Source organism: Nocardiopsis sp. LDBS0036 (assembly GCF_041228755.1).
GTDB classification, from domain to species: Bacteria; Actinomycetota; Actinomycetes; order Streptosporangiales; family Streptosporangiaceae; genus Nocardiopsis; species Nocardiopsis dassonvillei.
Genome location: NZ_CP141103.1, coordinates 455,386 through 478,615, shown reverse-complemented (window position 1 = coordinate 478,615; position 23,230 = coordinate 455,386). Strand labels below are relative to the sequence as shown.

Here is a 23,230-nt window from a genome sequence, read left to right as displayed (position 1 = left end):
AGGTCAACCGAGGACCCCGCGAACGGGTCCCTGACCAGAAGGACGCGCATGTCCCCGATGGGCTCCCCATCCCCATCCCCCACCGTCCGCGCCCGGCGCGACCGCTGCCCGGGCGCCCTGCGGCCCTGGCCCGCCGACGACGGGCTGCTGGTCCGGCTCCGGCTCGTCGGCGGCAGGCTCCCCGTCCGTTCGCTGCGCGCCCTGGCCGCCGTGGCCCGGGAGTACGGCGACGGCCGGATCCACGTCACCGGGCGGGCCAACCTGCAACTGCGCGCCCTGCCCGGAAGCGGGGGGCGGCTGTCCCCCGAGGTGCTCCGGGCCCTGGAGGGCACCGGCCTGCTGCCCTCGCCCTCCCACGAGCTGGTCCGCAACATCATGGTCTCCCCCCGCACGGGGCTCGGGGCTGGAAGAGCGGACCTGCGGCCCGTGGCCGCCGAGCTGGACGGGCTGCTGTGCGCCGAACCGCGCCGCGCCGCCCTGCCCGGCCGATTCCTCTTCGTCCTGGACGACGGAAGCGGCGACCTGCTGGAGCGCTCCTGCGACCTGGGGGCGGTCGCCCTCGACGCGCGTACCGCCCAGCTCAGGGTCGGGGAGCACTGGGGCCCGCTGACACCGCTGGAGGAGGCCCCGGCCGCGCTCGTGCGCCTCGCCGACCGGTTCCTGGAGCTGCGCGGGGACGGCCCCGACGCCCCCTGGCACGTGGCCGAACTCCCCTCGCCCCTGATCGACCCGGCGCCGCCCGCCCCGGGGCTGCCCGAGCCCGCGCCACCGCTGCCGCACGGCCCGGTGCCCGGGATCGGACGGCACGTCCCCGTGCCCGAGGAGGGCCTGGACCGGACCGCCGCCGACGCGCTCGCCGCCGAAGCCGTCGAGGCCGGATCCGGCGAACTCGTCGTCACGCCGTGGCGCGCCGTCCTCGTCCCCGCAGGACACGGGACCGCGTCCGGGCGGCACAGGCTCGCCCCCGAGGAACACGGACCCGGCCCCGACAGGCCGGTCCCGGCTGACAAGCACATTCCCGGACAGCCCGACCACGTCCCCGGGGAGGCGCGGTGACCTCCCCGAGAAGACCGAACCGGCACTACGAGTACGTCGACGACGGGCCCGCCATCTACGCCGACTCCTTCGCCACCATCCGGCGCGAGGCCCGGCTCGACCACCTGCCCGCCAACGCCGAGCGGCTCGCCGTGCGGATGATCCACGGCACCGGCCAGGTCGACCTCGCCGACGACCTCGTCGTCCACCCCGACCTGGTCCCCGCGGCGCGCGCCGCCCTCCGGGCCGGTGCGCCGATCCTGTGCGACGCGCGCATGGTGGCCTCCGGCGTGACCGCGAGCCGCCTGCCCAGCGACAACGAGGTGCTCTGCCTCCTGGGTGACGAGCGGGTGCCCGGCCTGGCCCGGGAGTGGGGCACCACCCGCACGGCCGCCGCGGTGTCGCTGTGGGAGCCGCTGCTCGACGGCGCCGTGGTCGCCGTCGGCAACGCGCCCACCGCCCTGTTCCACCTGCTGGAGATGCTGATCGACGGCGCTCCGCGCCCCGCCGCGATCGTCGGCTGCCCGGTCGGCTTCATCGGCGCGGCCGAGTCCAAGCAGGCGTTGACCGAGCTGCGCGACCGGCACGGCCTCGACGTCCCCTACGTGACCGCGCGCGGCCGTCGCGGGGGTTCGGCGATGGCCTCCTCGGCCCTCAACGCACTCGCCAAGGAGGAAGAGTGACCGGCCGTTTCCACGGCGTCGGCGTCGGCCCGGGCGACCCCGAGCTGATCACCCTCAAGGCGGCCAGGCTCATCGCCGCGGCCGACGTCGTCGCCTACCACGCGGGTGTGGGCAAGGAGTCCAACGCCCGCCGCATCGCCGACGCGCTGATCCCGGACGGGGTGGTCGAGGAGCGGTTGACCTATCCGGTGACCACCGGGGCGACCGACCACCCGGGCGGCTACGCGGGGGCGCTGGCCGACTTCTACGAGGAGTCCGCCGCCCGGCTGGCCGCCCACCTGGACGCCGGGCGCGACGTCGTCCTGCTCTCCGAGGGCGATCCGCTGTTCTACGGGTCGTACATGTACATGCACGACCGGCTGTCCGAGCGCTACCCCACCGAGATCGTGCCGGGCGTCCCGGCGTTCGCCGCCGCCACGGCCGCCGCGGCCGCCCCGCTGGCCCGGCAGACCGACGTGCTCACCGTGCTGCCCGGCACCCTGCCCGAACCGGAACTGGCCCGCCGCCTGGCCGACACCGACGCGGCCGTGGTCATGAAACTGGGCCGGACCTTCCCGGCCGTGCGCCGCGCCCTGGCCGCGGCCGGGCGGCTGGAACACGCGGTGTACGTGGAGCGGGCCTCGATGGGCGGGGAGCGGCGGCTGCCGGTGGCCGAGGTGGACCCGGCGACGGTGCCCTACTTCTCCCTGGTGCTGGTGACCGGGGACAGCCGCAACGGGCCGCGCTCCCGCAAGGTCGGCGAGGCCGCGCGGACGCAGACGGCACAGACGGAGCAGACGGCACAGGCGACCCAAGAGGGGCCCGGTTCCGCCGTACCGGCGGCGGACACGGCGTCCGCGACCACCGGACCGGCGGCCGAACTGCTGGTCGTGGGCCTGGGCCCGGGCCCCGAGGACTGGCTCACCCCCGAGGCGAGCGCGGCGCTGGCCGAGGTGGACCACGTGGTGGGCTACGGCCCCTACGTCAACCGGGTACCGCAGCGCCCCGGGCTCACCCGGCACGCCTCCGGCAACACCGTCGAACTCCAGCGCGCCCGGTTCGCCCTCGACCTGGCCGGGCGCGGCGAACGCGTGGCCGTGGTCTCCGGCGGGGACGCCGGGGTCTTCGGCATGGCCACCGCCGTGTTCGAGGCGGCCGAGGACCCCGCCTACCGGGACGTGCCCGTCCGGGTGCTGCCCGGGGTCAGCGCCGTCCAGGCGGTCGCGGCCCGCGCGGGCGCCCCCGTGGGCGGCGACTTCGCGGTGATGAGCCTGTCGGACCGCCTCAAGCCGTGGGAGGTGGTCGAGCGGCGTCTGCGCGCCGTCGCCGAGGCCGACCTGGCGCTGGCCGTCTACAACCCCGCCTCCCGGTCCCGGACCGAGCAGATCGTCACCGCGCGCCGGATCCTGCTGGAGCACCGCAAACCCGACACCGTGGTCGTCGTCGGCCGCGACGTGGGCCGCGAAGGCGAGTCCCTGACGGTGACCACCCTGGGCGAACTCGACCCCGCCGCCGTGGACATGCGCTGCCTGCTCATCGTCGGCGCGTCCGGAACCCGGGTCACCGGGGCGGGCCGCGTGTGGACCCCCAGGTGGGTGAAGCCGTGACCGTGCACTTCGTGGGCGCGGGGCCCGGAGCCGCCGACCTGCTGACCGTGCGCGCCACACGCATGCTCGCCGGGGCCGACGTGGTCCTCTACCCCGGCACCTACCTGGACCCGCAGGTCCTGACGCACTGCGCGCCCGGCGCCGAACTGGTGGACACCCAGGGCCTGGACCTGGACCGCATCACCGACCACCTGGTCCGCGCGCACACGGCGGGCCGCGACGTCGTACGGCTCACCTCCGGCGACCCGTCGCTGTACTCGGCGCTGGCCGAGCAGACCCGCAGGCTCGACGCGCACGGCGTTCCGTGGGACGTCACGCCCGGGGTGCCCGCGTACGCGGCCGCCTCGGCGCTGGCGGGACGGGAGCTGACCGTGCCGCTGGTGGCCCAGTCGGTGGTGCTGACCCGCACGCGGGCCCGCTCGACCGCCATGCCCGGGACCGAGTCGCTGGCCGCGTTCGCCGCGACCCGGGCCACGCTGGTGCTGCACCTGGCGATCCGGCGGGTGCGCGAGCTGATGGCCGAGATCGAACCCGAGTACGGCGGCGACTGCCCGGTGGTCGTGGTGTACCGGGCCAGCCAGCCGGGCGAGGCGGTGCTGCGCGGCACGGTCTCCACCGTCGCCGACGCGGTGGAGGAGGCCGGGTTCCGGCAGGCGGCGGTGATCCTGGTGGGGCGGGCGCTCGATCCCGGGGCGGGCGGTGAGTCCTACCTCTACGACCCGGCCCGGCCGCGGGCCAGCGGGTAGGGAGGGCCCCGAAGGGGTTCCGGAGGCTCCGCGGGCGGGTTCGCGTGGAGGGAGGGGCGTGCGTGGGGGTCGAGGGCTCCCGTGCCTCCGGCGCCTGGGCGCGAAGCAGCGCAGCGGAGGGTCAGGGCAGCACCGCCAGACACCACTGGGTGACCGTGCGGGCGGGCGTCCAGCCGGTGAACCCGCCGATGGGCGCGGTGGTCTCGACGGCGATCCGGGTCAGCTCGCCCCCGTGGCGCCGGTGGGCGTCGGCGAGCAGGTGCTCGGTCTCCAGCGTCACCCCGTGCACCACGATCCGCCCTCCCGGCCGCAGCGCCCCCAGGCAGGCGTCGAGCACGCCCGGCCGGGTCGCGCCGCCGCCGACGAACACCGCGTCGGGCGCGGGCAGCCCGGCCAGCGCGTCCGGCGCGCGGCCGGTGACCACGTCCAGGCCGGGAACGCCGAGGCGGCCCGCGTTGCGGCCGATCCGCGCGGCCCGTTCGGGGTGGGCCTCCACCGCCGTGGCGGTGCAGGAGGGGTGGGCGCGCATCCACTCGATGCTCACCGAGCCCGCGCCAGCGCCCACGTCCCACAGGTGCTGGCCCGGCGAGGGGGCCAGGCGGGCCAGCGCCGAGGCGCGCAGGTCGCGCTTGGTGAGCTGCCCGTCGTGTTCGAAGGCGTCGTCGGGCAGCCCCGCGACCAGGCCGTGGCCGGGCGGGCCCAGGAGTTCCAGGGCCAGCACGTGCAGCGGGGGCACCGTGCCGGGAGGTGACGCGAGCCAGTGGTCGGCGGTGGTCTCCAGGCGCGACTCGGAGTCCGCGCCCAGGTCGCCCAGCACGGTCATCCGGCTGGCGCCGTAGCCCGCGCCGACCAGCAGGGCGGCGACCGCGGCGGGGGTGGCGCCGTCGGAGGAGAGCACCAGGACGCGGTGGCCGGGGGCGAGCTGGCGCAGCAGCAGGCGGGGGTCGCGGCCGACCAGGCCCACCACCGCGCAGCGTTCGGCGGGCCAGCCCATGCGGGCGCGGGCCAGGGCGACCGAGGAGACGGCGGGTTCCACCCGCACGGCGTCCGCGCCCAGCAGGTCGATCAGGGTGGTGGCGATGCCGGACACCAGGGGGTCGCCGGAGGCCAGCGCCACGGTGGAGGGGCCGTCAGGGGAGGCGCTGTCGGCGGAAGCTGGGTCGGCGGAGGCGGCGTCGAGCGAGGCCAGCAGAGGCGGCAGGCCCTCGCGCAGGGGTGAGGGCCAGGCCAGGCGGCGCTGCCGGGGCCGGTCGGGGAGCATCGCCAGGTGCCTGCGCCCGCCGAGCACCGTGTCGGCGGCCAGGACGAGCGCGCGCAGCCGCTCGGGCAGGCCGGGCCAGCCGTCCGCGCCGATGCCGACGACGGTGATCCGGCGCCCGGTGGGCGGGGAGACCCCGTCCTCCCGCGCAGCGGCACGGTGGGTGACGGAAGCAGGCTCCGCGCCGCAGGCGTCCGTTGAGGGTGCACCACTCCCCCGCGCAGCGGCATCCGGGCGGTGGTGGGTGACGGGAGGGCGGCTGTCGTCCTTCATTCCTCGGACGCTATCGTGGCGGCAGGCATGAGGTGCCCCAACGGCCCAGCCATCGGAAACGGTGGGGACGGCCGGCGGGGAGAATCTGGGAAGCCCGGTGAGACTCCGGCACAGGCCCGCTGCGGTGAACCGAGCCTTCCGTCCAGGAAGGACCCGGCAAGTCCGAAGACCGGCCTCGCGCCCGTCCCTTACCGATGGCGACATGAGCGGGAGCCTCTACATGCCATTGCGGTCACCGCACTACCCCTTTTCCGCAATCGTCGGCTGCGACGCCGAGCAACTCGACGACCTGGGCCTGTCCCTCGTCCTCACCAGCGTCTCGCCGGAGATCGGCGGCGTCCTGGTGCGCGGCGAGAAGGGCACCGCCAAGTCCACCGCGGTCCGGGCCCTGGCCTCCCTCCTGCCGCCCGTCGACGTCTACCAGGGCGACCGGTTCTCCGTGGACCCCGCCGACCCGGCGCAGCACTCCCCCGACGGGCCCTTCGGGTCCGGCACGGCCGTGGAGAGCCGCCCGGTGCGCCTGGTCGAACTGCCCGTCGGCGCCACCGAGGACCGCGTCCTGGGCTCCCTGCACCTGGAACAGGCCCTCACCCACGGCAGGGTCGCCTACGAACCCGGCCTGCTGGCCCGGGCCCACCGCGGCATCCTCTACGTCGACGAGGTCAACCTCCTGCACGACCACCTGGTCGACCTGCTGCTGGACGCCGCCGCGACCGGCCGGGTCACCGTGGAGCGCGACGGGTTCTCCGTGGAGCACGCGGCCCGGTTCCTGCTCATCGGCACCATGAACCCCGAGGAGGGCGAGCTGCGCCCGCAGCTCCTGGACCGGTTCGGACTCACCGTCGAGGTCGCCGCGCCGTCCGAGCCCGCGATCCGCGCCGAGGTGGTGCGCAGGCGCATGTCCCACGACGCCGACCCCGCCGCCTTCGCCGGGCGCTACCACGGGGCCGAGAAGGCGCTGGCCGAACGCATCGCGGCGGCCCGGGAGGCACTGGGCCGGGTGCGCCTGTCCGAGGCCGCGCTGCTGAAGATCGCCGAGGTGTGCGCCGCCTACGACGTGGACGGCCTGCGCGCCGACATCGTGACCGCGCGCACGGCGATGGCGCACGCGGCCTGGTCGGGCCGAACCTCGGTCACCCGGGCCGACATCCGCCGCGCAGCCACGCTCGCCCTGCCGCACCGGCGCCGACGCAACCCCTTCGACGCGCCGGGACTCGACGAGGAGCTCCTGGACCGGATCCTGGGCGACGAGGAACCGCCGCCCGACCCCCCGGAGCCGCCGGGCCCGCAGGGGACCGACGACGGCGACGATTCCGAAACCCCGTCAGACACACAGGACCCACAGGATCCCTCCGACAACGCCAGTCCCCCGGACAACGCCGGGGACACCGGGGAAGCCGAGACCTCCGGCGGCGAACAGCCCGACCCGGAGCGCTCCCCCGCCTCAGCCGAGCACGCGCCCGAGGATGCCGAGGGCGACTCCCCCGAACCCCGCCCCTCCGGCGCCTCCCCGACCACCGCCAGGGCCGCCGCCCCCTACCGGACCCGGCTGCTCACCGTGCGGGGCTCCGGCGAGGGCGCCGACGGCAGGCGCAGCCGGGCCGTCGGCACGCGGGGCCGGCGGATCGGCGCCGCCGAGCCCGGCCGGGGTGCGGGCAGCGCGGTCCACCTGGTGGAGACCGTGCGGGCCGCCGCGCTGCGGCCCCAGGGCGGCGGCCGACTGCGGCTGCGCCCCCGCGACCTGCGCGTCGCGGTCCGCGAGGGTCAGGAGACCAACCTGGTGCTGTTCTGCGTGGACGCCTCCGGCTCCATGGCGGCGCGCAGGCGTATGACCGAGGTCAAGACCGCGATCCTGTCCCTGCTCCTGGACGCCTACCGGCGCCGCGACAAGGTCGGCCTGGTCACCTTCCGGGGACGCGAGGCCGAACTCACGCTGCCGCCGACCCGTTCGGTGGACGTGGCCGCGGCCCGCCTCGACGACCTGCCCGCCGGGGGGCGCACCCCGCTGGCCGAGGGCCTGGAGGAGGCGGCCCGCGTCCTGCGCCGCGAGCGGCTGCGGGACCCGAGGCTGCGTCCGCTCCTGGTCGTGGTCACCGACGGCCGGGCCACCGGCGGCAAGGGGGCGGTGGGCCGCGCGATGGCCGCCGCCGACCACGTCGCCGGACTGGGCGTGACCACCGTCGTGGTGGACGGGGAGTCCGGGCCGCTGCGCCTGGGCCTGGCCGCCTCCCTGGCCGCCCGCCTGGGCGCCGACCACATGCCCGTCAGCGAGGTCAGCGCCGACGCGCTGGGCACCGCCGTACGAGAGAGGGCCGCCTGATGCCCAAGGGACAGCCGCTCGTCGTCCCCGACGACGGGCTCACCACGCGCCAGCGCCGCAACCAGCCCGTGTTCGCCGTGCACACCGGTGACGGCAAGGGCAAGTCGACCGCCGCGTTCGGCCTCGCGCTGCGCGGCTGGAACCAGGGCTGGCGGATCGGGGTGTTCCAGTTCGTCAAGTCGGCGAAGTGGCGCATCGGCGAGCAGACCGTGCTGGAACGCCTGGGTGAGCTGCACGAGCAGACCGGCGAGGGCGGTCCGGTCGAGTGGCACAAGATGGGTTCGGGCTGGTCGTGGAGCCGTCGCAAGGGCGACGCCGAGGACCACGCGGCGGACGCCGCCGAGGGCTGGGCGGAGATCAGGCGAAGGCTCGCCGACCAGACGCACGACCTGCTCATCCTGGACGAGTTCACCTACCCGCTCAACTGGGGCTGGGTCGACGTCGAGGACGTCCTGGCCGCCCTGCGGGACCGCCCCGGCCGCCAGCACGTGGTGATCACCGGCCGCCGCGCCGACCCGCGGCTGCTGGAGGCCGCCGACCTGGTCACCGAGATGACCAAGGTCAAGCACCCCATGGACGCCGGGCGCAAGGGGCAGCGGGGCATCGAGTGGTGACCTCCCGGGGCACCTCGGAGGGTTCGCGAAGCCGGACGGCCGGGCCCGCGGAGGCCGCCGGGGAGTACGCGGGAACCGGAGAAGCGGGGGCCGGACCGACGCCGTCGGCCCGGCCGACAGGGCTGCTCCGGCCGACACCGCGTGCACGGCCGACGGCGCTGCCCCGGCTGATGATCGCCGCGCCCATGACCGGGCAGGGCAAGACCACGGTCGCGACCGGGCTGATGGCGGCGCTGCGCGACGCCGGGTACGCGGTGAGCGGCCACAAGGTGGGCCCCGACTACATCGATCCCGGCTACCACGCCCTGGCCACCGGGCGTCCGGGCCGCAACCTCGACCCGCACCTGGTCGGCGTGGAGCGGATGGCGCCGCTGCTGCTGCACGGGGCGCGCGGCGCGGACGTCGCCGTCATCGAGGGTGTGATGGGCCTGCACGACGGGCGGCTGGGCACGGACGGGTTCGCCTCGTCCGCGCACGTCGCGGCCCTGACGCGGACACCGGTGGTGCTGGTGGTGGACGTGTCGCGGATGTCGCGTTCGGTGGGCGCGCTGGTGGCGGGGATGGCCGCCTACGACCCGGCGGTCGAGGTGGTCGGGGTGATCCTCAACCAGGCGGGTTCGGTGCGCAACGTCGCCGAGATCACCCGGGCCACGCACCTGCCCGTCCTCGGCGTGGTCCACCGCGACGAGCGGCTCGCCAGCCCGTCCCGGCACCTGGGACTGGTTCCGGCGTCGGAGCGGGCGGAGTCGGCGCGCGTGGTCGAACGGCTTGGGGAGCACGTCGCGCGCCAGGTGGACCTGGACGCGCTGCTCGCGGTGGCCCGTTCCGCGCCCGCGCTGGACGCCCGGTCCTGGGATCCGGCACTGGCACTGGGAACACCCGCTCCGGGGTCCCTGCCCGAGGACCCGGCACAGGCGCGGGAGACATCGGTTCCCGGTACTCCGCTCGAAGGTCGGACACGGGCATGGGAAAACTCGGGTCCCGGCACCCCGCCCGAAGACCCGGCGCGGACGCGGGAGGAGTCCCAGGCTCCCCACGCAGCCCACACGGACCACGAGACCCACACGGTTCGTGCCCCCGGAGGACCCGGTGAGCGCCACACAGCCCACACCGACCACGGACCCCACGAACCCCCCGCGTCCCGGCGGCCGGTGGTCGCGGTGGCGGGCGGCCGGGCCTTCACCTTCCGCTACGCCGAGACCGAGGAACTGCTCACCGCCGCCGGGTGCGAGGTCGTCGCGTTCGATCCGCTGGGCGACACCGCGCTGCCCCCGGGCACCCGGGGCGTCTACCTCGGCGGCGGCTTCCCCGAGGTCTACGCCGGTGAGCTCGCCGCCAACCGCGGCCTGCTGACCCAGCTGCGCGAGGCGGCGCGGGACGGGGTGCCGACCGTCGCCGAGTGCGCGGGTCTGCTCTACCTGGCCGAGTCCCTGGACGGCGAGCCCATGGCCGGGGCCGTCCCCGCGCGCGCCCGGATGACGGGGCGGCTCACCCTGCGCTACCCCGAGGCGGTCTCACCGGGGGACACCCTGCTGACCCGGGCCGGAGAGCGGGTCACTGGGCACGAGTTCCACCGCACCGCCCTGACCCCCGGTGCCCGCGGCGACCTCCCGGCGTGGGAGATCGAGGGAGCGCCGGAGGGTTTCGCCTCACCGACGCTGCACGCCTCCTACCTGCACGTCCACTGGGCCGGACACCCCCGGCTCGCCGCCCGCTTCGCGGACGCCGTGCGCGCCGCCGTCTGACCGGGTGCCGCGGACAGCGGCACCCGGCCGGGCGACCCCTGCGGCGGCCCTCTCAGCGGGGCCCGCCGGGGTCGCCCGCCTTCCCGGCGCCGGTGGCCCGCCGGGTGGACCCGGCCGCGAGGAAGGCCGACACGAGCGCCGCGCAGACCACGAGTATCGCCTGCTGGATACCGTAGAGCCCTCCGAGCAGCCCCAGCGGTGGCTGGCCTCCCGGGAAGGCCGCGTATCCCAACGAGCTGACCACGGGCACCCTCGCCGCGGCTCTCGCGGGGTCGTCCGCCCTCACTCCCACGCGGCCCGGGCGGCCCTCATCGCGGGCGACACGTAGCCGGTGCCGATCCGCACACCGTCGAGCCACTCGGTCAGGCGCGCCGCCTCCTCCCCCAGGGCCCGGCGCGTGGCCGTCGACACCGGTTCGAGCAGGTGCACCCGGACCGCGCCGGAGCCGTCCTGCACCCACGTCCCGACCACGCGGCCGTCCGCCCAGGCGGTCGTGCCCGCGTTGCCGCGGTTGTCGAAGAGCTGCTGGCGGTGGGGGCCCAGGTAGAAGTCCCGGCCGCGCCAGCCCATGACGGTCGGGTCGAGCACCGGCAGCAGGGCGACCCACGGGCCCGGGTCGGCCGTCCGGCCGAGGTCGTCGGGCAGGAGCCAGCCGGTGGCGCCGCCGTCGAGGGAGACCATGACGGCGCCGAGTTCGGCCAGCGCCGTGCGCACCGCCGTCTTGGTGGACCCCAGCCACCAGACGATGTCGTCCTCGGTCCCCGGTCCGAAACTGTGCAGCCAGAGGCGGACGAGCTCCCGGTAGCCCTCGGCGGCGCTCCACGGGGCGGGAACGCCGTCGAGCCAGTGCCCGGTCAGGGTCCAGCGCGGCTGCGAGACCGCGAAGCGGCCGGTGTTGGCGCCGCGCACGATGTCGGCGGCTGCGCCGAGGAGGGTGAGCACCCGCGGTGCCGACCACACCTCACCCGCCGACCCCGTCACCCTCACGTCGATCCTCGGCACCGCCCGGCGCACGTCGGCGGCCACCAGTCCCTCGGGTTCGTCGGCGAGCAGGGCCAGGACCTCGGCCTCGGCCCGGTCGAGCCAGGCGTCGCCGTCGTCGGCGATCCCCTCCCTGACCAGGTCCTTGCGCATGCGGGCGCGCTCCGCGGCGGCGACGCGCGCGGAGGCGCTCGGCCACACGGCGGGCAGCAGTTCGCGCGGGAACACGAAGAGCGTGCGCCGCATCGCCAGCTGCTTCACCAGCCGCCGGTCCTCGTAGAGCGCCCTGTCGAGGTCGGCCACGGTCAGCGAGGGCACGCGCGCCCGGCACGACAGGTAGACGGTGGCCGGTTCGGTGGCGTGCAGCGCGGTCACCGCCCGCGTGGCCGCCTCCGGGGAGTCCGCGTGGAAACCCGCCGCCAGGGCGTGCCGAACGCCGATGCGGGCGCGCCGTTCGTCGTCACTCACGTGGTGCATCGGCTCATCGTGCCACACCGTCCGGACATTTCGATACGCGCCAGTTCCGGAACTCTTCCGTTCCTGAACTACTCTGTTCCGGAACTGGTGTGTATCGTTCCGACCAGCGGTGAGACGAGGAGGAGACCGCCATGACGCGAGACAGCGACACCCGCGCCCCCGCCGCTCCCGGCGGCGGTCCCGCGCGCCCCGGCCGCAGGCGGGACAGCTCCCGTGACGGCGCCATCCTCGACGCGACGCTGGAGGTCCTGGCCGAAGCCGGGTTCGCCCGGCTGACGATGGACGCCGTAGCGGCCCGGGCCGGAGCCGGGAAGGCCACGCTCTACCGCCGCTGGCCCTCCAAGACGGAACTGGTGGTCGACGCGGTGGCGCGCATGAAGCGCGAGCAGGTCGACACCGGGAGCCTGCCCGACACCGGCGACCTCCGGGAGGACCTGCTCGGCCTGTTCCGGCCCCAGTCGGCACGGGAGGGCGAGCGCAGGCTCCGGATCATGGCGGGACTGGCCTCGATGCTCGTCCAGGACGAGGCGTCCGCCGACGCCGTCAGCGCCGCGATCGTCCAGCCCTGGGCCGAGGCCCACCGCCTCCTCATGCGGCGCGCCGTCGAGCGCGGGGAGGCCTCGGCCGCGGCCGACGTCGACACCCTCTCCCAGGTGGTCGCGTCGATGGCCGCCTACCGCGCGCTCGTCCAGCGCAGGCCCTTCGACCGGGACTTCCTCGTGTCGCTGGTGGACGGCGTCCTGATGCCCGCACTGCGCGGCCCCCGGGCCGGGACCCCCTCAACGGAACCGGAACGCACGCCCTGACCAGCCGGGCACGGGAGCCGTGCGCGTCCGCGCGTCCCGAGCGTCACCTTTCCCGGGTTCGACGGTGTCCGGGTTCGCATGGCGGTACCGGCCCCGGTCATCGCCCGGAGTCCACGCGTCGAGCCCCTCGGGGAGCACACGTGTCCTGCACGAAGCGTTGGCCTAGAATGTGCGCTGGAGGAGCCCACCATGACCGTTGCGGACCACCACCCACCGCCCACCCACCCATCCGTCACCGTCCAACAGTTCGAGCCCATCGCCCTGGCTGCCGAGCGCGAGGACGTCAAACTCGAATACGTCAACGGAAAGATCTGGGCCGAAGGCGTGACCGACGGGGACCACAACAGCATCCTGACGTGGCTGTTCCGCCAGTTCATGGCACACCGGCCCGACCTGGACCTCACACAGGGCCAAGGCCTGAAGGTCGACACCTACCGCAACGGACGCGCCCGCCCCGACGGCATCCTGACACCGGTCGGCTACTTCGACGGCCAAGGCGAATGGGCCGAGCCCGACGGGGTTCTCGCCGTCATCGAGGTGACCTCCTGGGACGCCGACACGCACGCCCGCGACCGGGTCGAGAAGCCCGCTGCCTACGCCGCCACCGAAATCCCCGCCTACCTGTTGGTCGACCGTGACGTGAACGCCGTGGTGGTGCACTCCCGTCCCGAACACGGTGAGTACCAGGACCGGTCAAGGCACGTCTACGGCGACAGGGTCGAGATCCCCGGCACCGGGATCATCCTGGACACCGACGAGCTGAAGAGCCGGTTCGCCCGCTGACGCGGCCCGCGCGCACCGGTGGCGACGGCCGCGACCGTCCCACGGTCTCCCCTCACCCCAGGGCGGTCACCCAGGCGAACGCGGCGGCCACGTCGTGGACGGTGGGCACGCCGGTCGGACCCGGCGGGCGCCGCACCACCACGACCGGAACGCCCAGCAGCCCGGCCGCCTCCATCTTGGGCCGGGTGTAGGCGCCGCCGGAGTCCTTGGTGACCAGCACGTCCGCGCGGTGCCCGCCCATCAGGTCCAGTTCGCCGTCGAGGGTGTACGGCCCCCGGCTGGTCAGCAGGGACCACGTGCCGGGCAGCGCGAGTTCGGGGACGTCCACCACCCGGGCCAGGACCGCCCGCCGCTCCAGCCTCGGCACGAAGCGGGCGAGCTCCTGGCGGCCCACCGTGAGGAAGGGCCGCTCCCCGAGCTCCGCGGCCCGCTCCGCCGCCTCCTCGTGGGTGGCGGCGTACCGCCAGGCCGGGTCGGGGTCCCAGCCCGGCCGCTCCAGCCGCAGCAGGGGAAGGTCCGTGCAGGCGGCCGCCGCGTTGGCGGTCATGCCCAGGGCGAAGGGGTGGGTGGCGTCCACGACCGCGTCGTAGGAGGCCAGCGCCGCGCGCAGACCCGGCACTCCCCCGAAGCCGCCGATCCGGACCCGGCCCACCGGCAGGCGGGGCCGGGCCACCCGCCCGGCCAGCGACGTGGTCACGTCCACCCCCGCGTCGACCAGGAGGGCGGCCAGCTCACGGGCCTCGGACGTTCCCCCCAGAAGCAGCAGCCTCACCGGGACACCTCCGCTCCGGGCCCGCGCCGCGGGCGTGCGGCGGGCGGGGCTCCCGGGGCCAGCACGGGCAGACCCGCCGGGGCGCCCTCGCGGGCCAGGGCCAGCAGGGCGTCCACGTCCAGGTGCTCCTCCGCCAGGTCGGCGAGCAGGTCCAGGCGCCGCTCCCGGGCGGCGGCGAAGCGCACCCCGGAGGGCGCGCAGCCCAGCGCCTCGGCCAGGAAGGCGGCGCGGAAGGCGTCGCCCTCCAGGCTGCCGTGCCACATGGTGCCGAAGACGTTGCCCGCGCGGGCGCCGCCCGGGAACCCCTCCGCGCCGCCGCCGACCGTGACCCGGCCGTGGTGGATCTCGTAGCCGTGCGCGGGCGCCCCGAGCGCCTCCCCCGAGGGCAGGCGCAGGGTCTTGTCCGCGGTGAAGTCGGTCCGGGCGTCGAGCAGCCCGAGGCCGTCCGCGCGCGCCCCGGGTGCGGCCTCGACCCCGTCGGCGTCGGTGACGGTGCGGCCGAGCATCTGGAACCCGCCGCAGATCCCCAGCAGCGGCCGACCGCGCCGGGCGTGCTCGACGATCGCCCGGTCGAGTCCGCGCGAGCGCAGCCAGGCCAGGTCGGCCAGGGTGGAGCGCGTGCCGGGCAGGACGACCAGGTCGGCGTCGGCCACGTCGCGCGGACCGGAGGCGAAGACGACGTCCAGGCCCGGTTCCAGCCCGAGGGCGTCCACGTCGGTGAAGTTGCTGATCCGGGGCAGGCGCACCACGGCCACCCTCAGCCCCGCTCCCCCGCGCGTCCGGCGGCCCTCCAGGTCCAGGGCGTCCTCGGAGTCCAGCCACAGCCCCGGGTCCCACGGCAGGGTGCCGTAGACCCGGCGGCCGGTGAGCCGCTGGAGGTCCTCCAGGCCGGGCCGCAGCAGTCCGGGGTCCCCGCGGAACTTGTTGACCACGAAGCCCGCGACCAGCTCCTGGTCGGCGGGCTCCAGCAGACCCACCGTGCCGTACATCGCGGCGAAGACGCCGCCCCGGTCGATGTCGCCGACCACCACCACGGGCAGGCCCGCGTGCCGGGCCAGGCCCATGTTGACGTAGTCGCCCGCCCGCAGGTTGATCTCGGCGGGGCTGCCCGCGCCCTCGGCGACGACGACGTCGTGGCGGGACGCGAGGTCGTCGTAGGCGGCGTGCGCGGCCTCGGCCAGGTGGCGGCGGCCCGCCTCCCAGTCGGCCGAGGAGACGTCCCCGGCGGGGTGGCCGAGCAGGACGGCGTGGCTGCGCCGGTCGGTGCCCGGTTTGAGGAGCACGGGGTTCATGGCGGGCTCGGGCACGGCGCGGGCCGCCAGGGCCTGCACCCACTGGGCGCGGCCGATCTCCGCCGGGCGGCCGTCGGGGCCGTGGCAGACCATCGAGTTGTTGGACATGTTCTGCGCCTTGTAGGGGGCGACCCGCGCGCCTCGGCGCGCGAAGGCCCGGCACAGGGCGGTGGTGACCACGCTCTTGCCCGCGTCGGAGGTGGTCCCGGCGACCAGCAGTCCTCCTCCACGGCCGCAGCCCACCGGGGCCTGCGGCCCGCCACCACCCTCAACGGACACGCTCCGCACGCGGTCCTCCCCTCCTCGCCGCCCGCCGTCGTCCGGCGGGACCGCTCCGCGCGGGGACGGGCCACCACCACCGGCCGGAGCCCCCGGCCCGGTTCCGTTCACTTCGGCCTCCTCAGCAGCGCGACGTCCATCACCCAGCCCGCCCGCGCCCTGGCCCGCCTGCGGCGCGCGGCGATGTCGAGCTGCGCCGCGCCGACCCGCCCGGCGACCAGCTCCTCGGTGTCGGTGCCCAGGTTGGCGCCCCACCAGACCGTCCAGTCCCTCAGCTCGCCGAACGCCAGCTCGCCCCCGAGCACGGCCTCGCCCCCGAGCATGACGACGATGTTGTCCTGCCCCGCCGCCACCGCCTCGCCCAGGCGGCGCGCGGGGGTCACGTGCACCGGACGGCCCACCTCGTGCAGCACGATCCGGTGCCGCGCGGCCAGGAGCTGGGGGGCGCTGACGCCGGGGAGCACGTCGTACTCCACCGCGACGGCCCCCCGCTCGGCGATCCGTTCCACGATCCGCAGCGTGGAGTCGTACAGACCCGGGTCGCCCCAGACCAGGAACGCCGCGGTGCCGCCGCGTTCGCCCAGCACCCGCTCGTAGGCGGCGACCCGCGCCTCGTGCCAGGCGGCCACCGCGGCCGCGTAGTCCGCCGGGTCGTCGCGGTCGCGTTCGGGGTCGGGCACCACGACCAGCGGCACGCCGTGCGCCTCGCACACGGCCCGGCGCAGGGCCAGCAGCCCGTCGTCCCCGCGTTTTCGGGCGGCCACCGCGTAGTCGCAGCCGCGCAGCGCGTCGGCGACCTCCGGGGTGACGTGCCGCGGCCCCATGCCGATGCCCAGGATGCGCACCCTCACTCGGACCGGTCCTCCAGGTCTCCCTCGACCTCCAGGTAGACCTCCTGGAGGGCCTCCAGCGTCGCCGGGTCCGGCTCGGCCCACAGGCCGCGCCGGGCGGCCTCGTGCAGCCGCTCGACGATACCGTGCAGCGCCCACGGGTTGGAGCGGCGCAGGAACTCCTGGGTGTCGGCGTCGAGCACGTACTCGGCGGCGAGCCTGTCGTACATCCAGTCGTGCACCACACCGGCCGTGGCGTCGAAGCCGAAGAGGTAGTCGACGGTGGCGGCCAGCTCGAAGGCTCCCTTGTAGCCGTGGCGGCGCATGGCCGAGATCCAGCGCGGGTTGACCACCCGGGCCCGGAACACGCGGGCGGTCTCCTCGGCCAGGGTGCGGGTGCGCACCGCGTCGGGCGAGGTGGAGTCGCCGACGTAGGCCTTGGGGTCGGCGCCGGTGAGGGCGCGGACGGTGGCGATCATGCCGCCGTGGTACTGGAAGTAGTCGTCGGAGTCGGCGATGTCGTGCTCGGCGCTGTCCACGTTCTTGGCCGCGACCTTGATCCGGCGGTAGTTGGCGCGCATGTCGTCGGCCGCCGCGACGCCGTCCAGGCCCCGCCCGTAGGCGAAGCCGCCCCAGGCCGTGTAGACCTCCGCCAGGTCGCGGTCGTCGCGCCAGGTGCCCGACTCCACCACCTGGAGGATGCCCGCGCCGTAGGAGCCGGGCGCGGAGCCGAAGATCCGGGTGGTGGCGCGGCGCCGGTCGCCGTGCTCGGCCAGGTCGGCGCGGGTGTGGGCGCGCACGAAGTTGCCCTCCTCGGGCTCGTCCAGGTCCGCCACCAGGTTCACCGCGTCGTCCAGCATGGCGACCACGTGCGGGAAGGCGTCGCGGAAGAAGCCGGAGATGCGCACCGTGACGTCCACGCGCGGGCGGCCCAGCTCCTCCAGCGGCACCACGTCCAGCCGCGAGACCCGGCGCGAGGCCTCGTCCCACTCCGGGCGCACGCCCAGCAGCGCCAGCACCTCGGCCACGTCGTCGCCGGAGGTGCGCATCGCCGACGTGCCCCACACCGACAGACCCACCGACTCGGGGTAGGTCCCGGTCTCCTCCAGGTGGCGGCGCAGCAGGGACTCGGCCATCGCCTGCCCGGTCTGCCAGGCCAGCCGGGAGGGGACGGCGCGGGGGTCGACGGTGTAGAAGTTGCGGCCGGTCGGCAGCACGTTGACCAGGCCGCGCAGCGGGGAGCCGGAGGGGCCCGCCGGGACGAAGCCGCCCGCCAGGGCGTGGACGACGTGGTCGAGTTCGTCGGTGGTGCGGGCCAGGCGCGGCGCCACCTGCGCGGCGGCGAACTCCAGGACGGCGCGCACCCCGGGGTCGTCGTGCAGGCCGGACGCGGCGGCCGGGTCCCAGCCCGCGGCCTCCATCCGCTCCACGAGGTCGCGGGCCAGGGCCTCCACCCGGTCGACCTCGACGGCGGGCGCGTCCTCCTTCAGGCCCAGCGCCGAACGCAGACCGGGCACCGCGGCGCCCACCCCTCCCCACACCTGCGCGGCGCGCAGGACGGCCAGGACCAGGTTCACCCGGGCCTCCCCCTCGGGCGCCTCGCCGAGCACGTGCAGGCCGTCGCGGATCTGCGCGTCCTTGATCTCGCACAGCCAGCCGTCCACGTGGAGCAGGAAGTCGTCGAACTCCTCGTCGTCGGGCCGCTCCTCCAGGCCGAGGTCGCGGTGCATCTCGGCCGCGCGCATCAGGGACCAGATCTCGCCGCGGACGGCGGGCAGCTTGGCCGGGTCCATGGCCGCGATGTTGGCGTGCTCGTCGAGCAGCTGCTCCAGGCGGGCGATGTCCCCGTAGGACTCGGCGCGGGCCATCGGCGGGATGAGGTGGTCCACGACCGTGGCGTGGGCGCGGCGCTTGGCCTGGGCGCCCTCGCCCGGGTCGTTGACCAGGAACGGGTAGACGAGCGGCAGGTCGCCGAGCACCGCGTCGGTGGCGCAGGCGGCCGAGAGCGCGGCGTTCTTGCCCGGCAGCCACTCCAGCGAGCCGTGCTTGCCCAGGTGGACGACGGCGTGGGCGCCGAAGCCGTGCTCCAGCCACCGGTAGGCGGCCAGGTAGTGGTGGCTGGGGGGCAGGTCGGGGTCGTGGTAAATGGCGATCGGATTCTCGCCGAAGCCGCGCGGGGGCTGGACCAGGACGACGACGTTGCCCGCGCGCATCGCGGCCAGGACCAGCTCGCCGGCGTCGTTGACGTAGAGGCCGCCGGGCGCGGCGCCCCACGCCTCGGCCATCGCCTCCCGCAGCGGGGCGGGCAGTCCCTCGGTCCAGGCGGCGTACTCCTCCGGGGTGATGCGCACCTGGGCGTCGGTCAGCTGCACGGAGGTCAGCCAGTCCTCGTCCTGGCCGCCCGCCGCGATCAGGGCGTGGATCAGCGCGTCCCCGGCCTCGGTCTCGTCGGGCAGGTCCAGGCCGGGCAGGGCGCCGGGCTCTCCCAGGTCGTAGCCCTCGGCGCGCATCCGGCGCAGCAGGCGCACCAGCGAGCGGGGCGTGTCGAGCCCGACGGCGTTGCCGATGCGGGAGTGCTTGGTGGGGTAGGCGGACAGGACCACCGCCACGCGCTTGTCGGCGGCGGGCACGTGCCGCAGCCGGGCGTGGGCGACCGCGATCCCGGCCAGGCGGGCGCAGCGCTCGGGGTCGGCGACGTAGCGGGGCAGGCCGTCGCGGTCGATCTCCTTGAAGGAGAAGGGGACGGTGATGATGCGGCCGTCGAACTCGGGGATGGCGATCTGGCTCGCCGAGTCCAGCGGGGTGACGCCGTCGTCGGAGGCCTCCCAGTCGGCGCGCGGGCTCGTCAGGCACAGCCCCTGGAGGACGGGAACGTCCAGGGCCGCCATCCGCTCCACGTCCCACGCCTCGTCGTCCCCGCCCGCGCTCGCGGACGCGGGCACGCTGCCGCCGGCCGCCAGGACGGTGACCACCAGGGCGTCGAAGCCGCCGAGCGCCTCGTACAGCTCGTCGGGCGCCGAGCGCAGCGACCCGGCGAACACGGGCACGCCCACGGCCTGCCCGGTGGCGTCGACGGCGTCGGCCAGGGCGTGCGCGAAGGCGGTGTTGCCGCCCGCCTCGTGCGCCCGGTAGTAGAGGACGCCCACCTTCGGCAGACCCTCGTCGGAGGCGGTGGCGGACGAGGCGGGCGCGGAGCCGCGCGGCCGGTCGCGCTCGGCCAGTCCCCACAGCGGGACGGGCGCGGGAGCCTCGAACCCCTCGCCGGTCAGCAGCACGGTGTCGGACAGGAAGGCGTGCAGGCGCGCGAGGTTGGCCGGGCCGCCCTCGGCCAGGTAGCGGTGGGCGTCGGCCGCCAGGCCGATCGGGACGGTGGAGTGCTCCATGAGTTCGGCGCTGGGCTGCTGCTCACCGCCCAGGACGACCAGCGGCGTGCCCCGTTCCCGGACGGCGGCCAGGCCCGGCCACAGGTCGTGCGGGGAGCCGAGCAGCCGCACCACCACCAGGTCGGCGCCCTCGACGACGCCGGTGAGTTCGGCGTCGGAGGCGCGGGAGGGGTTGGCCCACGCGTACGCGCGGTCGCTGGCCCGCGCGGAGAGCAGATCGGTGTCGGAGGTGGACAGTAGTGCGATCCGTACCGTCATGGCCGGATTCCTCCTTCGGGGTTGGCTCCCCATCGTCGGTCGGACCGTTCGGGTCCGGGGGTCGTCCGCGCCTCGGCGGCGGGGGCGTCACTGTGGCGCGGCGGCTCGGAGCCGCGGCGCAGGAAGCGGATCACCGGGTGCCCGGGTCCGGGTTCGACCTCGGCCCGGACCCCGTAGACCTCCTCGATGAGGGCGGGGGTCAGGACCCGCGGGGGCGTGCCCTCGGCGACGACGCGCCCGCCGCACAGCACCAGCAGCCGGTCGCAGTACATCGCGGCCAGGTTGAGGTCGTGCAGGGCGATGACGGTGGTGACCGGCAGGCCCGCGACCAGTTCCATGAGGTCGAGCTGGTACTGGATGTCGAGGTGGTTGGTCGGCTCGTCCAGCAGCAGCTCGCTCGGCTCCTGGGCCAGGGCGCGGGCGATCTGGGCGCGCTGGCGCTCACCGCCGGAGAGCGTGTGCCAGGACCGGTCGGCGGTACCGGTCAGGCCGGTGCGCTCCAGAGCCGCCGCGACGGCGTCCGCGTCGGCCGCGGACATGGGCGTCCAGGCGCGGCGGTGGGGGACGCGCCCCAGGGCCACCACGTCGCGGACGGTCAGCTCGGTCTGGGTGTGCGCGTTCTGTTCGACGGCGGCCACGCGCCGCGCCACCGCCCGGCGCGCGGTCCGGTCGAGCGGCGTCCCGTCGAGGGCGACCACGCCCGCGGAGGGCGCCAGGACACCGGAGAGCAGCCGCAGCAGCGTGGACTTGCCCGAACCGTTGGGGCCGAGCAGGCCGACGGTCTCGCCGGGGCGCGGAGCCAGGGTGACGCCGTCCAGGACGAGCCCTCCGCCGATCAGGCGGCTCACCCGTTCGGCGTGCAGGCCGGCCCCGGCGGGCGCGCCGCGCCGCGTCCGGTCCCCTCCTTCGGGCCGTCGGCCGTCGGTCGGGGGCGCCTGGCGCACGGGCGGGCCGCTCCCGCCGAGCGCCAGCGGAGCGGCGTCCCTCCCCGGCGCCGCCGCGGAGGACGCGCCGTCGCGGCCGCGCGCCACCGCCTGGTCGGATGGGGTCATGTGTGCCTCCTGGCGCGGTAGAGCACGGCGACGAAGGCGGGCACCCCGATGAGGGAGGTCACCACCCCCACCGGGATCTCCTGGGGGTCCAGCGCGGTGCGGGCGACCGTGTCCACCCACACCAGGAAGACGGCGCCCGCCAGCGCGGTGACCGGCAGGAGCCTGGCGTGGGCCGCGCCGGTGAGCGCGCGGGCCGCGTGCGGCAGGACCAGCCCCACGAAGCCGATCGCCCCGGCCGAACTGACCAGGGCGGCGGTGAGCAGCGCGGTGGCGCACAGCAGCACCATGCGGGCGCGGGCCACCCGCACGCCCAGGTTCGCCGCGGCCTCCTCACCGAAGGCGAACGCGTCCAGGGTGGTGGTGTGCGCCAGGCACACGGCGAGCACACCGGCCAGCACCGCCGCGCACAGCACCACGTCGTCCCACCCGGCGCCGCTGAGGGAGCCCAGCAGCCAGAACAGCACCCCGCGCGTGGTCTCGGCGTCGGCCGAGGTCAGCACGATGAACGAGGTCAGCGCCGAGAACAGCTGCATGGCCGCCACCCCGGACAGCACCACGCGGTCCATGCTCGCGCCCAGGGTGTGCGAGAGCAGCACCACCAGCCCGAAGGAGACCAGCGCGCCGACGAAGGCGCCCGCCGACAGCGACACCACCGCGCCGCCCCAGCCCAGCACCAGCACCGCGACCGCCCCGGTGGAGGCCCCCGAGGACACCCCGAGCACGAAGGGGTCCGCCAGCGGGTTGCGCAGCAGGGACTGCATGACCGCCCCGCACAGCGCCAGCCCCGCCCCGCACACTGCGGCGAGCAGGGTGCGGGGCATGCGCAGGTCCCACACGATGCCCTCGCGCAGCGGCGACAGGCCGCTCTCACCCCACCCCAGCCGCGCGGCGACCGACCTCCAGACCTCGGCCGTGGTGATGTCGGCGGGGCCGATGGTCACCGCGACCGAGACCGACACCGCCAGGAGCACCAGTCCACCGCAGGAGAGCAGCGCCAGACGCGCACCGCTCACCGGCCGAGCCCGAGGCCGCGCAGACCCTCGGCGACCTGCTCGATCCCCTCGACCGTGCGGATCGAGGGGTTCATGGCCTGGCCGCTGAGCAGGACGTAGCGCTCCTCGCGCACGGCGGTGAGGTTGCTCGTGGCGGGGTGGGACTCCAGGAACGCGATCTTGGCGTCGGCGGACTCCGCGGTCTGGGAGTCGCGGGTCAGGTCGCCGAGGACGATGACGTCGGGGTCGCGGTCGGCGACGGTCTCCCAGTTGATCTGGGGCCACTCGTCGTGGGTGTCGTCGAAGGCGTTGCGCGCGCCGACCGCGCGGGTGATGGCGCCGGGGGCGCCGCAGCAGCCCGCGAGGTAGGGCGACTGGGAGTTGGCGAACCAGTACATGAGGGAGACGCCGGAGGCGTCCAGGTCCGCGGTGGCCGCCGCCACCCGCCCCTCCAGCCCGGCGATCAGCTCCTCCCCGCGCTCCTCGACCCCGAACAGCAGGGCCAGGTCGCGGATCTCGCCGTACACGGCGTCGAGGGTGAGCGGTTCGCTGCGCGAGCCGTCTCCCCCGCTGTCGTTGTCCTTGCCGGTGGCGCAGTCGGTCGGGGAGACGTAGGTGGGCACGCCCAGTTCCTCGAACTGCTCGCGGGTGGCGACACCGCCCGTGCCGAGCGTGGAGACGAAGGAGGCCGTCACGAAGTCCGGTTCGGCGTCCAGGACCACCTCGAAGGAGGGGGCGTTGTCGGCCAGGCGGGGGATGCCCCCGTTGGCCTCCTCCAACCCCTCCATGATCGGATCGGTCCAGGTGGCGGTGCCGACGAGGCGGTCCGCCAGCCCCAGGGAGAGCAGGATCTCGGTGCTGCCCTGGTTGAGGGAGACGACGCGCTCGGGCGGGGCGTCGACGCCCACCCGGTGTCCGCAGTTGTCGACCGCGCGGGCGCCGTCGGCGTCGGCGGCCTCCGTGCCGCCGCTCCCCCCTTCCGGGGAGGGGGCGCAGGCGGTGAGCAGCAGGGCGGAGGCGAGCAGGAGGGGAAGGGGGCGCGGGGCGCGACGCAGCATGGGCATG

The 23,230-nt window shown here is 75.7% G+C and carries 19 protein-coding genes and 1 riboswitch; of the genes, 9 read left to right on the top strand and 10 right to left on the bottom strand.

Features of this window, described 5'->3' with window-relative positions; genetic code table 11:
- The first annotated feature begins 48 nt into the window (after window positions 1–48).
- Genes UIS43_RS01835 through cobM form a run of 4 tightly spaced genes read left to right on the top strand, consistent with a single transcriptional unit; the run spans window position 49 to window position 4,050 of the window.
- Window positions 49–1,056 carry a nitrite reductase gene (locus UIS43_RS01835; protein ID WP_370012243.1) on the top strand — a complete coding sequence of 336 codons (1,008 nt, stop codon included), beginning with the start codon at window positions 49–51 and terminating at the stop codon, window positions 1,054–1,056.
- On the top strand, window positions 1,053–1,718 hold the full coding sequence (locus tag UIS43_RS01830; RefSeq protein WP_117198482.1) for a precorrin-8X methylmutase: 666 nt from the start codon (window positions 1,053–1,055) through the stop codon (window positions 1,716–1,718). Before UIS43_RS01835 ends, UIS43_RS01830 begins: the two co-directional genes overlap by 4 nt.
- Window positions 1,715–3,304 carry a precorrin-2 C(20)-methyltransferase gene (locus tag UIS43_RS01825; protein ID WP_370012242.1) on the top strand — a complete coding sequence of 530 codons (1,590 nt, stop codon included), beginning with the start codon at window positions 1,715–1,717 and terminating at the stop codon, window positions 3,302–3,304. Before UIS43_RS01830 ends, UIS43_RS01825 begins: the two co-directional genes overlap by 4 nt.
- Entirely contained in the window at window positions 3,289–4,050 is a 762-nt protein-coding gene (gene cobM, locus UIS43_RS01820; RefSeq protein WP_041553100.1) for a precorrin-4 C(11)-methyltransferase, read from the top strand. Before UIS43_RS01825 ends, cobM begins: the two co-directional genes overlap by 16 nt.
- Window positions 4,051–4,171: 121 nt before the next feature.
- On the opposite strand, the gene cbiE is transcribed toward cobM, so the two are convergent.
- Window positions 4,172–5,581, bottom strand: a complete 1,410-nt coding sequence (gene cbiE, locus UIS43_RS01815; RefSeq protein WP_370012241.1) for a precorrin-6y C5,15-methyltransferase (decarboxylating) subunit CbiE — start codon at window positions 5,579–5,581, stop codon at window positions 4,172–4,174.
- A 48-nt stretch (window positions 5,582–5,629) separates the two neighbouring features.
- A riboswitch (cobalamin riboswitch) is annotated at window positions 5,630–5,774 on the top strand.
- Between the two features lie 33 nt (window positions 5,775–5,807).
- On the opposite strand from cbiE, the gene UIS43_RS01810 reads away from it, so the two are divergent.
- The 3 genes from UIS43_RS01810 to UIS43_RS01800 all read left to right on the top strand — a co-directional run bounded on the left by UIS43_RS01810 (window position 5,808) and on the right by UIS43_RS01800 (window position 10,260).
- The gene (locus UIS43_RS01810) at window positions 5,808–7,901 is read left to right on the top strand and encodes a VWA domain-containing protein (protein ID WP_358170398.1); all 2,094 of its coding nucleotides are present in this window, start codon (window positions 5,808–5,810) and stop codon (window positions 7,899–7,901) included.
- Entirely contained in the window at window positions 7,901–8,515 is a 615-nt protein-coding gene (cobO, locus tag UIS43_RS01805) for a cob(I)yrinic acid a,c-diamide adenosyltransferase (protein ID WP_013152656.1), read from the top strand. The genes UIS43_RS01810 and cobO overlap by 1 nt, the downstream gene beginning before the upstream one ends.
- Before the next feature lie 170 nt (window positions 8,516–8,685).
- Window positions 8,686–10,260 (top strand): cobyrinate a,c-diamide synthase, encoded by a 1,575-nt coding sequence (locus UIS43_RS01800; protein ID WP_071621891.1) that lies wholly within the window; start codon window positions 8,686–8,688, stop codon window positions 10,258–10,260.
- A 52-nt stretch (window positions 10,261–10,312) separates the two neighbouring features.
- On the opposite strand, the gene UIS43_RS01795 is transcribed toward UIS43_RS01800, so the two are convergent.
- Together UIS43_RS01795 and UIS43_RS01790 are read right to left on the bottom strand one after the other, a co-directional pair.
- On the bottom strand, window positions 10,313–10,504 hold the full coding sequence (locus tag UIS43_RS01795) for a hypothetical protein (protein ID WP_232833158.1): 192 nt from the start codon (window positions 10,502–10,504) through the stop codon (window positions 10,313–10,315).
- A gap of 38 nt (window positions 10,505–10,542) precedes the next feature.
- Window positions 10,543–11,718, bottom strand: coding sequence for a winged helix DNA-binding domain-containing protein (locus UIS43_RS01790; RefSeq protein ID WP_370012239.1), 1,176 nt, complete (start codon window positions 11,716–11,718; stop codon window positions 10,543–10,545).
- A 131-nt stretch (window positions 11,719–11,849) separates the two neighbouring features.
- Between UIS43_RS01790 and UIS43_RS01785 the strand changes: the two genes are divergently transcribed.
- Window positions 11,850–12,524 carry a TetR/AcrR family transcriptional regulator gene (locus UIS43_RS01785; RefSeq protein WP_071621890.1) on the top strand — a complete coding sequence of 225 codons (675 nt, stop codon included), beginning with the start codon at window positions 11,850–11,852 and terminating at the stop codon, window positions 12,522–12,524.
- Window positions 12,525–12,713: 189 nt separating this feature from the next.
- Entirely contained in the window at window positions 12,714–13,307 is a 594-nt protein-coding gene (locus UIS43_RS01780) for a Uma2 family endonuclease (protein WP_013152651.1), read from the top strand.
- 52 nt (window positions 13,308–13,359) lie between these two features.
- Here the strand turns inward: UIS43_RS01780 and UIS43_RS01775 are convergent, their stop codons facing one another.
- The 7 genes from UIS43_RS01775 to UIS43_RS01745 form a co-directional block, all read right to left on the bottom strand.
- On the bottom strand, window positions 13,360–14,079 hold the full coding sequence (locus UIS43_RS01775; RefSeq protein WP_370012238.1) for a cobalt-precorrin-6A reductase: 720 nt from the start codon (window positions 14,077–14,079) through the stop codon (window positions 13,360–13,362).
- On the bottom strand, window positions 14,076–15,659 hold the full coding sequence (locus UIS43_RS01770; RefSeq protein WP_370012237.1) for a cobyric acid synthase: 1,584 nt from the start codon (window positions 15,657–15,659) through the stop codon (window positions 14,076–14,078). Before UIS43_RS01770 ends, UIS43_RS01775 begins: the two co-directional genes overlap by 4 nt.
- 98 nt (window positions 15,660–15,757) lie before the next feature.
- Window positions 15,758–16,501, bottom strand: a complete 744-nt coding sequence (cobF, locus tag UIS43_RS01765; RefSeq protein WP_370012236.1) for a precorrin-6A synthase (deacetylating) — start codon at window positions 16,499–16,501, stop codon at window positions 15,758–15,760.
- Entirely contained in the window at window positions 16,498–20,121 is a 3,624-nt protein-coding gene (gene cobN / locus UIS43_RS01760; RefSeq protein WP_013152647.1) for a cobaltochelatase subunit CobN, read from the bottom strand. Before cobN ends, cobF begins: the two co-directional genes overlap by 4 nt.
- Window positions 20,118–21,173 (bottom strand): ABC transporter ATP-binding protein, encoded by a 1,056-nt coding sequence (locus UIS43_RS01755; protein WP_358170314.1) that lies wholly within the window; start codon window positions 21,171–21,173, stop codon window positions 20,118–20,120. Before UIS43_RS01755 ends, cobN begins: the two co-directional genes overlap by 4 nt.
- Window positions 21,170–22,186 (bottom strand): iron ABC transporter permease, encoded by a 1,017-nt coding sequence (locus UIS43_RS01750; protein WP_013152645.1) that lies wholly within the window; start codon window positions 22,184–22,186, stop codon window positions 21,170–21,172. Before UIS43_RS01750 ends, UIS43_RS01755 begins: the two co-directional genes overlap by 4 nt.
- Window positions 22,183–23,223 carry an ABC transporter substrate-binding protein gene (locus tag UIS43_RS01745; protein WP_370013216.1) on the bottom strand — a complete coding sequence of 347 codons (1,041 nt, stop codon included), beginning with the start codon at window positions 23,221–23,223 and terminating at the stop codon, window positions 22,183–22,185. The genes UIS43_RS01750 and UIS43_RS01745 overlap by 4 nt, the downstream gene beginning before the upstream one ends.
- Window positions 23,224–23,230: the final 7 nt, after the last annotated feature.

What these genes read in the sequence shown, in the direction of transcription:
- UIS43_RS01835 (WP_370012243.1), top strand. Translation starts at nt 49, where the DNA reads ATGTCCCCGATGGGCTCCCCATCCCCATCCCCCACCGTCCGCGCCCGG.
- cbiE (WP_370012241.1), bottom strand. Translation starts at nt 5,581, where the DNA reads ATGAAGGACGACAGCCGCCCTCCCGTCACCCACCACCGCCCGGATGCC.
- cobO (WP_013152656.1), top strand. Translation starts at nt 7,901, where the DNA reads ATGCCCAAGGGACAGCCGCTCGTCGTCCCCGACGACGGGCTCACCACG.
- UIS43_RS01800 (WP_071621891.1), top strand. Translation starts at nt 8,686, where the DNA reads ATGATCGCCGCGCCCATGACCGGGCAGGGCAAGACCACGGTCGCGACC.
- UIS43_RS01790 (WP_370012239.1), bottom strand. Translation starts at nt 11,718, where the DNA reads ATGCACCACGTGAGTGACGACGAACGGCGCGCCCGCATCGGCGTTCGG.
- UIS43_RS01785 (WP_071621890.1), top strand. Translation starts at nt 11,850, where the DNA reads ATGACGCGAGACAGCGACACCCGCGCCCCCGCCGCTCCCGGCGGCGGT.
- UIS43_RS01780 (WP_013152651.1), top strand. Translation starts at nt 12,714, where the DNA reads ATGACCGTTGCGGACCACCACCCACCGCCCACCCACCCATCCGTCACC.
- cobN (WP_013152647.1), bottom strand. Translation starts at nt 20,121, where the DNA reads ATGACGGTACGGATCGCACTACTGTCCACCTCCGACACCGATCTGCTC.
- UIS43_RS01755 (WP_358170314.1), bottom strand. Translation starts at nt 21,173, where the DNA reads ATGACCCCATCCGACCAGGCGGTGGCGCGCGGCCGCGACGGCGCGTCC.
- UIS43_RS01745 (WP_370013216.1), bottom strand. Translation starts at nt 23,223, where the DNA reads ATGCTGCGTCGCGCCCCGCGCCCCCTTCCCCTCCTGCTCGCCTCCGCC.